15 protein-coding genes are annotated in these 12193 nt (G+C 60.4%); 9 read left to right on the forward strand and 6 right to left on the reverse strand.

Going from position 1 to position 12193, the window contains the following annotated elements; translation table 11 throughout:
- The first annotated feature begins 194 nt into the window (after nt 1-194).
- The 5 genes from rpmH (at nt 195) to mnmE (ending at nt 4283) form a co-directional block, all read left to right on the forward strand.
- Complete coding sequence (gene rpmH / locus AC07VY_RS03730) at nt 195-329, forward strand: 50S ribosomal protein L34 (protein WP_092757190.1); 135 nt, start codon at nt 195-197, stop codon at nt 327-329.
- A 63-nt stretch (nt 330-392) separates the two neighbouring features.
- Nucleotides 393-839 (forward strand): ribonuclease P protein component, encoded by a 447-nt coding sequence (locus tag AC07VY_RS03735; RefSeq protein ID WP_495096351.1) that lies wholly within the window; start codon nt 393-395, stop codon nt 837-839.
- Complete coding sequence (yidD, locus tag AC07VY_RS03740) at nt 836-1099, forward strand: membrane protein insertion efficiency factor YidD (RefSeq protein WP_495075572.1); 264 nt, start codon at nt 836-838, stop codon at nt 1097-1099. The genes AC07VY_RS03735 and yidD overlap by 4 nt, the downstream gene beginning before the upstream one ends.
- An 8-nt stretch (nt 1100-1107) precedes the next feature.
- Entirely contained in the window at nt 1108-2814 is a 1707-nt protein-coding gene (gene yidC / locus AC07VY_RS03745) for a membrane protein insertase YidC (RefSeq protein ID WP_495096352.1), read from the forward strand.
- 95 nt (nt 2815-2909) lie between these two features.
- On the forward strand, nt 2910-4283 hold the full coding sequence (mnmE, locus tag AC07VY_RS03750) for a tRNA uridine-5-carboxymethylaminomethyl(34) synthesis GTPase MnmE (protein ID WP_495096353.1): 1374 nt from the start codon (nt 2910-2912) through the stop codon (nt 4281-4283).
- A 20-nt stretch (nt 4284-4303) separates the two neighbouring features.
- Here mnmE and AC07VY_RS03755 read toward each other — a convergent pair whose 3' ends face one another.
- Both AC07VY_RS03755 and AC07VY_RS03760 read right to left on the reverse strand, forming a co-directional pair.
- On the reverse strand, nt 4304-4858 hold the full coding sequence (locus AC07VY_RS03755) for an adenine phosphoribosyltransferase (RefSeq protein ID WP_495075569.1): 555 nt from the start codon (nt 4856-4858) through the stop codon (nt 4304-4306).
- Nucleotides 4859-4922: 64 nt separating this feature from the next.
- Nucleotides 4923-6908, reverse strand: coding sequence for a monovalent cation:proton antiporter family protein (locus tag AC07VY_RS03760; protein WP_495075568.1), 1986 nt, complete (start codon nt 6906-6908; stop codon nt 4923-4925).
- Between the two features lie 74 nt (nt 6909-6982).
- On the opposite strand from AC07VY_RS03760, the gene AC07VY_RS03765 reads away from it, so the two are divergent.
- Genes AC07VY_RS03765 through AC07VY_RS03780 form a run of 4 tightly spaced genes read left to right on the forward strand, consistent with a single transcriptional unit; the run spans nt 6983 to nt 9951 of the window.
- A complete protein-coding gene (locus AC07VY_RS03765) occupies nt 6983-7981 on the forward strand; it encodes a KpsF/GutQ family sugar-phosphate isomerase (protein WP_495075824.1) in 999 nt (332 codons plus the stop codon).
- Nucleotides 7981-8529: a KdsC family phosphatase gene (locus AC07VY_RS03770; RefSeq protein WP_495096354.1), complete on the forward strand. Its 549-nt coding sequence runs from the start codon at nt 7981-7983 to the stop codon at nt 8527-8529. The genes AC07VY_RS03765 and AC07VY_RS03770 overlap by 1 nt, the downstream gene beginning before the upstream one ends.
- The gene (lptC, locus tag AC07VY_RS03775; RefSeq protein ID WP_495075566.1) at nt 8526-9152 is read left to right on the forward strand and encodes an LPS export ABC transporter periplasmic protein LptC; all 627 of its coding nucleotides are present in this window, start codon (nt 8526-8528) and stop codon (nt 9150-9152) included. Before AC07VY_RS03770 ends, lptC begins: the two co-directional genes overlap by 4 nt.
- Before the next feature lie 4 nt (nt 9153-9156).
- Complete coding sequence (locus tag AC07VY_RS03780; RefSeq protein WP_495096355.1) at nt 9157-9951, forward strand: SDR family oxidoreductase; 795 nt, start codon at nt 9157-9159, stop codon at nt 9949-9951.
- A 79-nt stretch (nt 9952-10030) separates the two neighbouring features.
- Here AC07VY_RS03780 and rbp (AC07VY_RS03785) read toward each other — a convergent pair whose 3' ends face one another.
- From rbp (AC07VY_RS03785) to AC07VY_RS03800, 4 genes are all read right to left on the reverse strand, one after another.
- Entirely contained in the window at nt 10031-10570 is a 540-nt protein-coding gene (gene rbp / locus AC07VY_RS03785) for an RNA-binding regulator (RefSeq protein WP_495096356.1), read from the reverse strand.
- 261 nt (nt 10571-10831) lie between these two features.
- Nucleotides 10832-11191 carry an RNA-binding regulator gene (rbp, locus tag AC07VY_RS03790; protein WP_495075563.1) on the reverse strand — a complete coding sequence of 120 codons (360 nt, stop codon included), beginning with the start codon at nt 11189-11191 and terminating at the stop codon, nt 10832-10834.
- Between the two features lie 220 nt (nt 11192-11411).
- A complete protein-coding gene (locus AC07VY_RS03795; protein WP_495096357.1) occupies nt 11412-11621 on the reverse strand; it encodes an anti-sigma factor family protein in 210 nt (69 codons plus the stop codon).
- Nucleotides 11618-12187, reverse strand: coding sequence for a sigma-70 family RNA polymerase sigma factor (locus AC07VY_RS03800; RefSeq protein WP_495075561.1), 570 nt, complete (start codon nt 12185-12187; stop codon nt 11618-11620). Before AC07VY_RS03800 ends, AC07VY_RS03795 begins: the two co-directional genes overlap by 4 nt.
- Between the last annotated feature and the right edge of the window lie 6 nt (nt 12188-12193).

Here is a 12193-nt window from a genome sequence, read left to right on the forward strand (position 1 = left end):
GCCTTAGGTTATTTTTGCGGCTGCACGCAAAAACCCTAGAAGGCGGACCAGCGCAGTCCCCAGCAGTGCTTGCAAAAGCCCGGCGTGGGTTGCGCTTCAGGGGCCACCAAGGGCGTTAAGCCCTCTTTTTTTAGCGATGTACCTCGGGTTTACCTTGGGGGAGTTGCTGTACCGAACTCTTCTAGGAAGTCATCATGAAACGCACTTATCAGCCATCGAAAATCAAGCGTGCCCGTACCCATGGTTTCATGGTCCGCATGAAAACCCGCGGTGGCCGTGCCGTCATCAACGCACGTCGCGCCAAGGGCCGCAAGCGCCTGGCTGTCTAAGCCTGCGCCCCGGTTGGCGCGCACCTTCGCTCCCGATTTTTCTACTTCGGCCCAACACCTGACGTGCAGCGACTCAAAACGCGAGCGCAGTTCCAGGCTGTATTGGCAGGAAAAACGGTTGCACGGACAGCCCATTTCGCGCTGCACCGTGCAGCATTGGATGCGCGTCCAGTGCCAACTTCCATGGCCAGCACATCACCGCCACCTCCATTAGGGCCCGAGTCGTCACGACCGCAGGCCCTTTTTGCTATGGACGGCGTGTGGCTGGGCGCCATGGTGCCCAAGCGTTGGGCCAAGCGGGCCGTGACCCGCAACACCATCAAGCGCCAGATTTACCAGGTGATCCAAGTTTTTGAGCCGCGCTTTCCGCATGCCGCCCATGTGGTGCGGTTGCGCAGCGGCTTTGACCGCAAGGTTTTCAGCAGCGCAACGTCCGACCAGCTCAAGCACGCCGTGCGGACCGAGCTGGAGCAACTCTTCGACAGGGCCGTCGCCGGTGCTATGCCATGATGCGCGCTGCCTTGATCACGCTGGTACGTGGCTACCGTCTGCTGCTCAGTCCCTGGCTGGGATCGGCCTGCCGTTTCGAACCCACCTGCTCCGTGTATGCATTGCAGGCCTTGGAACAGCACGGAGCATCCGCAGGAACTTATCTGACGTTACGGCGTCTGGCACGTTGCCATCCTTGGTGTGACGGCGGCTTGGACCCTGTGCCGCAAAAACGTCCTGCGCTATTCGCCCATCTGCTTTCCTCTTCCTCACATAAGTAGTCCTTTACATGAACGATATTCGCCGGACCATCCTATGGGTGATTTTTGGTTTCTCCATGGTCTTGCTGTGGGACCAGTGGCAGGTCTACAACGGCCATAAAGCCACCTTCTTCCCGACGCCTGCATCCAAGGTTGCTCCGGCAGCTGTCGCCCCAGCGTCTGGCGTGTCCAGCGTTCCGACCCCAGTGGCCGCCGTGCCAGCCCCCCCTGCTGCAGGCCAGCTCCCCGTGACCGCCAGTGCTCCAGCAGCAGCCAAGGAACGCGTGGAAGTAGTGACTGACGTGCTCAAGCTGACCTTCGATACCGAAGGTGGCAACCTGGTCCGCTCCGAGTTGCTGAACCAGGTGGACATGACAGACAAGTCGAAGAACTTCGTCTTGCTCGACGACAGCAAGGAACGCGTGTACGTGGCCCAAACCGGCCTGATCGCCGGCGCTGGCTCTGCCGCAGGCGCCACGCTGCCCAGCCACAAAACGGTCATGACGCTGGTACCTGGCGACCGCAGCCTGAAAGACGGCGCGCAAAACCTGGTGCTGCGCTTCGAATCGCCTGATGTGGGCGGCGTGAAACTGGTCAAGACCTTCACCCTCACCCGCGGCTCCTACGTATTGGACGTGAAGCACGAAGTCGTCAACACCGGTACCACTGCCGTGTCGCCCCAGTTGTACCTGCAACTGGTACGCGACGGCAACAAGCCCGTGGGCGAATCCTCCTTCTACTCGACCTTTACCGGCCCAGCGGTCTATACCGAAGCCAAGAAGTACGAAAAGGTGGACTTCAAGGACATCGAAAACAACAAGGTCGACATCGAAAAGCAATCCAGCAACGGCTACGTTGCCATGGTGCAGCACTACTTTGCCAGCGCCTGGCTTCTGGGAGACGGTATCCAGCGCGACCTGTTCATGCGCAAGGTGGACACCAATCTGTATGCGGTCGGCATGATTACCCCCATGAACGACATCGCACCGGGTGCCAGCAAGACAGTGGAAGCCCGCATGTTCGTGGGTCCTGAACTCGAAAAAGTACTGGAAAAGCTCTCGCCCGGTCTGGAACGTGTAAAAGACTATGGTCGCTTGACCATCCTGGCCCAGCCTTTGTACTGGCTGCTGGACCAGTTGCACAGCGTGATCCAGAACTGGGGCTGGTCCATCGTGGCCCTGGTACTGCTGCTAAAGATCGCTTTCTACTGGCTGAATGCCAAGGCCTACGCCAGCATGGCCAAGATGAAGGCCATCAACCCGCGCATCACCGAAATGCGTGAACGCCTGAAGGACAAGCCGCAGGAAATGCAGCAGGCCATGATGAAGATCTACCGCGAGGAAAAGATCAACCCCATGGGCGGCTGCTTCCCCATCATGATCCAGATCCCGGTGTTTATCGCGCTGTACAACGTGCTGCTGTCCAGCGTGGAAATGCGCAACGCACCCTGGGCGCTGTGGATCCACGACTTGTCTTCGCCTGATCCGTACTACATCCTGCCCATCGTCATGGCTTTGACGACCATGTTGCAAACCTCGCTGAACCCCGCACCGCCGGATCCACTGCAGGCCAAGATGATGTGGTTCATGCCGCTGGCCTTCTCGGTGATGTTCTTCTTCTTCCCGGCCGGTCTGGTGATGTACTGGATTACCAACAACGCCTTGTCCATTGCCCAGCAATGGATCATCAATACCCGCATGGGTGTGCCACCGAAGTTCCACCTGCCCAAGTTCTAAGGGCGGTGCGGGTCGCAGATGCGCAGCCCGCTTGACATGCAAAGGCCGCTTCAACCTCCGGGTTGAACGGCCTTTTTTCTATAAGCTGCTATTCCATGCCTGCCCACCACGACCATCCCATCGCCGCCATCGCCACCGCTCCCGGACGTGGTGCGGTCGGCATTGTGCGGGTCAGCGGCAAGCAGATCGCGCCTATCGTGGAAGCCCTGTGCGGCCGCCCGCTGAAAGCCCGCGAAGCCACTTACCTGCCATTCCGCGACGCGGCCGGCCAAGCCATAGACCAAGGCCTGGCCATCCACTTCCCGGCACCGCATTCCTATACCGGCGAAGACGTGCTGGAGCTGCAGGCCCATGGCGGGCCAGTGGTGCTGCAGCTGCTGCTGGCGCGCTGCCTGGAAGCCGGCGCCGCCATGGGCATACGTCCGGCCCAGCCGGGCGAATTCACCCAGCGCGCTTTTTTGAACGATAAGATCGACCTGGCCCAGGCCGAGGCGATTGCCGACCTGATAGACGCCAGCACTGAGGCCGCCGCGCGCAGTGCCACACGATCCCTGTCTGGCGAGTTCTCGCAGGAGATCCACAGCCTGCGCGATGGCCTGGTACACCTACGCATGTTGGTCGAGGCCACATTGGATTTTCCCGAGGAAGAAATTGACTTCTTGCGCAAGGCGGACGCGCACGGGCAGCTATCAAAACTGCAGCAGCGCCTGGCCGCGGTAATGCAGCGAACACGCCAGGGCGCACTGCTGCGCGAGGGTATCAAGGTAGTGATTGCCGGCCAACCCAACGCGGGCAAGTCGTCGCTGCTGAATGCGCTGGCAGGGGCAGAACTGGCCATCGTCACCCCCATCGCTGGCACTACCCGCGACAAAGTCGCGCAAACCATCCAGATCGAAGGCGTGCCCATCCATATCATCGATACCGCCGGCCTGCGCAGCAGTGATGACGCCATCGAAACCATAGGCATTGAACGCGCCTGGGCGGAAATCGCGGCGGCCGACGCGGTGCTGTTCCTACACGACCTGACCCGCGCCCAACTAGCAGACTACCAGCAAGCAGACGCCGCCATTGGCGCCGAACTGGCACAAAAACTGCCGTCCCGCGTACCGGTCGTCGATGTCTGGAACAAATCGGATGCAGCCACCTCCACCGGTACAGACGCGCTGACCCTGTCTGCCAAGATCGGCACCGGGCTGGACCAACTGCGCCACAAACTGCTGGAAGTGGCCGGATGGCAAACCTCGCCCGAGGGGGTTTTCATCGCCCGGGCTCGCCATGTGCACGCCTTGCAGCATGTGGACGAGCACATCGAGATGGCGGTGGCGCATCTGGCCAGCCAAGCCCAGTCGCTGGACTTGCTGGCCGAAGAACTGCGCCTGGCGCAGAACGCCCTGAACGAAATCACCGGAGCCTTCAGCGCCGACGACCTGCTAGGCGTGATCTTTTCGCAGTTCTGTATCGGCAAATAAGCCGGGTTCTGAGCAGACTTTCAGTGCCCGGCGAAATCCACCAGGGTGAACAATGGAAGCCCGCTTTCCTGCAGCTTGGTAGAACCGCCCAGCTCGGGCAGATCCACAATGGCTGCGCCTTCAACCACGGTGGCACCGAGCTTTTCCAGCAGCTTCTTGCCGGCCATCATGGTGCCGCCGGTGGCAATCAGGTCGTCGATCAGCAGGACGCGGTCACCTGCCTTGACAGCATCGGTGTGCAGCTCCACCGTGGCGCTGCCGTATTCCAGTTCATAGGTTTCTTCCACCGTGGTGAACGGCAGCTTGCCTTTTTTGCGGATGGGCACAAAGCCGATATTCAGCTCGTAAGCCACCACCGCACCCAAAATAAAGCCGCGCGCGTCCAGCCCGGCCACCACGTCCGGGCGCAGGGCAGGGTCCATGTAGCGGTGCACAAACGCATCGATCATCACGCGAAACACCTGGGGGTTTTGCAGCAAGGGAGTGATGTCCCGGAACTGCACGCCCGGCGCAGGCCAATCAGGCACCGTGCGCATATGGGCCTTAAGGTAGGCGTTGACGCTAAAGCTTGTCATGGGAAATCAACCAAAAATGGGGAGGGCCGCTATTGTGCCTTGCGCGGCTGCGCCGCCTTCCGGTTTAACCCTTTTGAAACTTCTCTTCCGCCAACGCCAGGGTCTCCGCCTTGCCGGACAAGACCAGGGTGTCACCGTCTTCCAGCAGCACATCGTCTCCGGGTAGCTCGGTTTTGCCACTGTGCCGGCGCAAGCTGACCACCCGCACACCCATCGCGTGCAGAGCCAGACGACCCAGCGGTTTGCCTAGACACTTGGCGGCGATGGTCAGGGTCACGGTCGTCAACCGTTCGTGGCGCAATTCGTCCACGCCGTCATCGTCGGCCCCGTGAAAGTAGCCACGCAGCAGGTTGTAGCGTGCGTCTCTCTGGTCCTGCACTACCCGTATCACCCTGCGCATGGGCACGCCCACCAGGGCTAGGGCATGGCTGGCCAGCATCAGAGATCCCTCGATGGCCTCGGGCACCACTTCGGTGGCGCCTGCATTGCGCAGCTTTTCCAGGTCGTGATCGTCCTGGGTGCGCACAATCACCGGCACCTGGGGTGCATGGGTATGGGTGTTGGCCAGCACCTTCATGGCACCCGGCACATCCAGGTAGGTGATGACCACCGCGCTGGCCCGGGCCAGGCCGGCGGCCATCAAAGCCTGCAGCCGAGCCGCATCGCCGAACACCACAGAATCGCCAGCCGCGGCAGCCTTGCGCACCCGGTCCGGGTCCAGGTCCAGCGCCATATAGGGAATGCTCTCGCGCTCCAACATACGCGCCAGGTTTTGCCCGCAACGCCCATAGCCGCAAATGATCACGTGCTTGTTGGCATTGATGGACTTGCGGGCAATGGTGGTCATCTGCAGCGACTGCTGCAACCATTCGCTGCTCACTAGCTTCATCACGATACGGTTGCTGTACATGATGATGAACGGGGTTGCCAGCATGGATAGCACCATGCTGGCCAGAATCGGGTTCAACAGCGAGGCCGGCACCAGCTTGTTTTCCTGGGCCAAGGTCAGCAGCACAAAACCGAATTCACCCGCCTGGGCCAGATACAGGCCAGTACGCAAGGAGACACCCGCCGTGCCGCCCAGCGACTTGGACAGCGCCGCAACCAGAACCAGCTTGAACAACACCGGCAAGGTCACCAGCAACAGCACCAGGGACCAGTGCTCCAGCACCAGGCGCCAGTCCAGCAGCATGCCGATGGTGATGAAAAACAAGCCCAGCAGCACGTCGTGGAACGGCCGTATGTCAGTTTCCACCTGGTGCTTGTATTCGGTCTCTGAAATCAGCATGCCCGCAATAAACGCCCCCAGGGCCAGACTCAGGCCCGCCAGCTCGGTCAACCAGGCCAGGCCCAGGGTGATCAGCAATAGGTTCAGCACAAACAGCTCTTCGCTCCGCCGTCGCGCCACGATCGTCAACCACCAGCGCATTCCCTTCTGCCCGCCGACCAACAACACGGTAATCAGTGCCGCCGCCTTGATGGACGCCAGAGCCAGTGACATCAGCAGTTCTTCAGGCGATGCACCCAAGGCCGGAATCAAAACCAGCAAGGGCACCACGGCCAAATCCTGGAACAGCAGCACACCCATCACGCGCTTGCCATGCTCCGACTCCAGCTCCAGCCGCTCGGCCATCAGCTTCACCACAATGGCCGTGCTGCTCATGGCCAGCGCGCCCGAAAGCGCCAAGGCAGTACGCCACTCCATGCGCCATAGCGTGGGCGCCATGGTGGCAAACATCAGTGAGGCAAACGTGGCGATCAGCATGGTGCCGGCCACCTGGAACAAGCCCAAGCCAAACACATGACCGCGCATGGCGCGCAGCTTGGGCAGGTTGAATTCCAGCCCGATGACAAACATCAGAAACACCACACCGAACTCACCCAGGTGCTTGATTCCCTCAGAGTTCTGCGCCAGCGCCAGCGCATTCGGGCCGATGAGCACACCCACCACCAAATAACCCAGCATGGGCGGCAGCTTCAGCGAGCGGAACGTCACCACCCCCAGCACGGCGGCCAGCAGGTACATCAGTGTCAATTCCAGAGCGGTCATGCCAGCATGCTAACAAGGGAAATGCGCATTCCCTCGAAAAGAACGGCAGCATGCGCGCCGATAGAATCGGCGGCATGACATCCGTACTGCCGACCACTGCTTCCTTCGATCCCGCGCGCGCCTTACTCAAAGCTTTTGACACCCTGGATATCGAAGCTGCAGCCGTCACGGACCTGAAGCGCCGCCTCACGGACTCCTTCGCCCGATCGGTGCAGATGATCCTCACACTGCGCGGCCGCGTCGTCGTCATGGGCATGGGCAAAAGTGGCCATGTGGGCCGCAAAATTGCCGCCACACTCGCGTCCACCGGCACGCCCGCGCTGTTCGTGCATCCGGCTGAAGCCAGCCACGGCGACCTGGGCATGATCCGCGCGATGGACATCGTCCTGGCCATTTCCAACAGCGGTGAAAGCGCAGAGATCACCGTCTTGCTGCCTGTGCTCAAGCGCCAGGGCGTGCCCCTGATCGCCATTACCGGCAATTTGCAATCCACACTGGCCCAGCATGCTACCGAGATATTGAACGGTGGCGTGGACAAAGAAGCCTGCCCGCTGAACCTGGCGCCCACAGCCAGCACCACCGCCCAGCTGGCCCTGGGTGACGCCTTGGCCGTAGCCCTGCTGGATGCACGTGGCTTCAAGGCCGAAGACTTTGCGCGCTCTCACCCTGGCGGTGCGCTGGGCCGCAAACTGCTCACCCATGTCAGCGACGTGATGCGCTCAGGTGACGCTGTGCCCAGCGTCGCACCAGACACCGCTTTCAGCGACATGATGCGTGAAATGAGCGCCAAGGGAGGCATCACCGCAGTGGTAGACGCCCAACAGCAGGTGCTGGGTGTATTCACCGATGGAGATTTGCGACGCTTGATTGAAAACGGCGTTGATCTGCGCGCCATGCGTGCCCAAGACGTGATGCATCGCCACCCACGCAGCATTCGGCCCGATGCGCTGGCCGTAGAAGCCGCCGAGCTGATGGAACAACACCGCATCACCTGCGTACTGGTCGTGGATGCAGAGGACACGTTGGTTGGCGTAGTGCATATTGGCGACCTGATGCGGGCCAAAGTCATCTGATGGCCGCCGTTGCCATCGCATTCGCGCCAGAGCTGCTGTTGCGCGCCCAGAACGTCCGCGTCGCCTTCTTCGATGTTGACGGCGTCTTGACCGACGGTGGCCTGTATTTTTCAGAGACCGGTGAAACCCTCAAGCGCTTCAACACACTGGACGGCCACGGCCTGAAGCTGTTGCAGAAAGCCGGCATCACGCCCGCCGTCATCACCGGGCGTGACTCCCTGCCGCTGCGCAATCGGCTGCAGGCGCTGGGCATCACCCACGTACATTTCGGCACCGAGGACAAGCGCCCGGCGGCTGAACAAACGCTGGCAGCACTCGGCCTGGACTGGTCACAGGCTGCGGCCATGGGCGACGACTGGCCCGACCTGCCCGTTATGCGCCGTAGCGCTATCGCCTGCGCCCCAGCAAATGCCCAAGCCGAAGTACTGGCAGCGGCGCAATACACCACCCAGCGTTCCGGTGGCCAGGGCGCGGCCCGCGAATTTTGCGATCTGCTGCTGGTGGCCAGCGGCCACTATGCGCGCCTACTGGAAGAGTACACAGCGTGAAATCCCTGCTGCGTGCCGCCTGGGAGCAGGTTTCCATTTACCTGCCCGTTCTGTTGATGGGTGTTTTGGCGCTGGGCACCTATTGGCTGGTGCGCAATACACCCATCTTTGCGCCAGCAACTGCACCGGTTGCGGCCACCCACGAACCCGATTACTTCATGCGAAAATTTTCGGTCAAAACCTTCGATTCCACCGGACGCTTGAAAAGCGAAGTCATGGGGGTGGAAGCCCGCCATTTTCCAGACACCGACACCATCGAAATCGACAAAGTCCGGATCCGCTCAGTCAACCCGGACGGCCTGGTTACCACGGCCAGCGGCGACCGAGGCCTCAGCAATGGCGACGGCTCAGAAGTACAGCTCTTTCAAAACGCCATCGTGGTCCGTGACGCCGCCACCGACAAGAGCGGTGTTGTCCAGCCGCGCCTGGAGCTGCGCAGCGACTTCCTGCACGCCTATCTGAATACCGAGCGCGTCCGCTCCAACCTGCCGGTGGTCATCACCCGTGGCACAGACACCTTCACGGCCGACTCCATGGACTACGACAATCTAGACCGCGTGATGCAACTCCAGGGGCGCGTGCGTGGCCTGTTGGTACCCGCTCCCGCACCTTCCAATAAGTAAACCGATGTCCTCGTCCCCACTGGCATTCATTACCGGAGCGTCCAGCGGCATTGGCCAGGCTCTGGCACTACGCTACTTCCAGGCCGGCTATCGCCTGGCCCTGGTTGCCCGTCGCACTTCAGTCATTGAATCATGGGCTAGCGCAAATGGAATCAGCACAAGCAGCTATCAAATATATAGTGCAGACGTTTCAGTAACAGACAGCATCGTAGCGGCCGGCAAGGCCTGCATCGCCCAGCAAGGTGTGCCAGACGTGGTGGTCGCCTGCGCGGGAGCCAGCGTCGGCGTAGACACTGCGGTGTACGAAGACCTTGCCATCATGGCGCAAACTTTTGCCACCAAAAACGTAGGCACAGCAGCCACTTTTCACCCCTTCATCCATGCCATGCAGCAACGCGGCAGCGGGGCGTTAGTTGGCATAGGCAGTGTGGCCGGCATCCGCGGTCTGCCTGGCCACGGCGCCTACTGCGCCAGCAATGCAGGCGTCATCAGCTATTGCGAAAGTCTGCGCGGTGAGCTGCGCGGGAGTGGGGTCAAAGTTGTCACCATTTGCCCCGGCTATGTGGATACGCCGCTAACCCAGAAAAACGGCTATGGAATGCCGTTCCTGATGCAAGCGCAAGACTTTGCGGACAAGGCATTCCAGACCATCCAGGCTGGCAATAGCTACCGTGTCATTCCCTGGCAGATGGGTGTCGTCGCCAAAGTCCTGCGCCTGCTGCCAAACGCGGTATTTGATAAATTATTGGTAGGTCGTGCACGCAAACCTAGGCAGGCAACGCCCCCAGAAAATCCCTAGTGCGCTTTCGCGCTTTCAATAGGCAACAAAAAAGGCTCCATAAGAGCCTTTTTCAATTCTGCAAAGTGCAGCCGATATATTAGTAGCCGCCGCGGCCACCGCCGCCATTGCCACCGCCACCACTGCGGGGACCGGAACCGTAGGGGCTACGGAAACCACCGTCACCACCGCCGCCACCGCTGCGACCGCCGCCGCCGCCGTAACCGCCACCCTCGCCACCACGGCCACCACCGCCGCCGTAACCGCCACCGCCGCTACGACCACCGCCGCCGCCACCGTAACCACCGCCGCCTTCGCCGCCACGGCCGCCGCCGTAACCACCACCGCCGCCGCCATAACCACCGCCGCCACCGCTACGGGGAGGACGGGCTTCCATGGGGCGTGCTTCGTTCACAACGCAGCTGCGGCCACCCAGAGGCTGGCCATTCATACCATTGATAGCGGCTTGTGCTTCGGCATCGCTGCCCATTTCCACAAAACCGAAACCCTTCGACCGGCCCGTATCACGCTCCATCATCACTTTGGCGCTGGTGACACTGCCAAACTGGCTGAAAGATTGCTCCAGATCGTTGTCGCGCACTGAGTAAGGCAGGTTGCCGACGTACAGTTTGTTGCCCATCAAGGGACTCCTCAAAAACACATTAATAAAGCGATGGAGTTCCGAAAACGCAATCAACCGAAAGCAAGGACGCGAAACTGACCGACACCGCAAACTTGTGTGGATTTTGAACCCACACTTTTGCATTATGCGACTAGATCAAAAGATTTCAACTAAAAAATACAATGGCTGTAAGTACGAAAATGCGCAGGCAATAAAAAAGGGCCCAGAGGGCCCTTTTTCAAATTTGCGAAAGGAGGCAAAACCTCCTGTTGGCAAGATTTAGTAGCTGTTGCGGCCACCGCCGTAACCACCACCGTTGCCGCCGCCGTAGCCGCCGCCACCATTGCCACCGCCGTAGCCGCCACCGCCGCCGGTGCGGGGAGGACGAGCCTCCATCGGACGGGCTTCGTTGACAACCAAGTTACGGCCGCCCATGGACTGACCGTTCATGCCCTTGATAGCAGCTTGTGCTTCAGCATCGTTGCCCATTTCGACAAAGCCGAAACCCTTGGAGCGGCCGGTGTCACGTTCCATCATGACCTTGGCGCTGGAGATGGAGCCGAACTGGCTGAAAGCCTGTTGCATGTCTTCATCGCGGAAAGAGTAGGGCAGGTTGCCCACGTAAAGTTTGTTGCCCATGAAAGGACTCCTCAAAAAAACGCAAAACGCGATGGAGTCCGATAACCGCAATCAACAAACCATTGAAGACTAAAGCAGACGCGAAACTGACCATTCACCGCAAACCCGTGCAGCCGTTGAAGCGGCTGAACCAATTGATTATGCTACATCTGGCCCATAAGCACAAAAATACTTGTGCAGCTGTTGCAGGCGGGCCCATACAGGGGGCAAATTCTGTCGCCTAAGCGTCGGTTTCCACGTCGTCCGCATAGTGGCGCCATTGCCGCATGGCATTGCGCATGGTGAGCAATTGACGCTCAAAACGTGGACAGGCTTTGCACGCCATCAAATGCAGGCGCAAAGCCACACTGTCAGGCAGGGTGATGGCGCGGTCCTCACGGGCGATCAGAATGGCTGCAATTTGCTTGCAGGTGCGCCGTAGCGGGATCACGTGGCCTCCTTTGATGTGCCAAACCAGTTGAGCTCCAGACATTCACGCAACCGTAAACGGGCACGGTGCAACTGGACGTAAAGATTGGTCGGCGTCAGGCCAAGATCCTTACAAATTTCTTCGCTGGACAGCTCCAGCCACTCGCGCATCAGGAACACACGACCCAACACCGCCGGCAATTTATCGGTGCACGCCTCCAGCACCAGAAAAAACTGCCGCGAATGCAGGTCCTGCTCGGGGTTGCCCCAGTCTGCGGGCGTCTGCGCGAAATGTCCGTCGGCCTTGAACACCAAGTTCTCCAGCTCTTCCGCGCCAGTCTCTTCGCCCTCGCTGTCCAAACACACCTCGCGGGCATGGCTGCGAAACAGGTCCAGCACCTTGTGCTTGAGGATGCCGACCAGCCAGGTCTTGAGCTGTGACTTGCTGCCAAAGGACTGCGGCTTGCTTAAAGCGGCCAGCAGCGTCTCGGATACGGCATCCTCGGCCCAGGCATCGTTGCGCAGCTGCAGACGCGCAAAGCGCAGCAAATACGTGCGGTGGCTGGCGAGTTCGTTTTGGAAATCCATGGCGGC

Source organism: Rhodoferax sp. GW821-FHT02C08 (genome assembly GCF_059421805.1).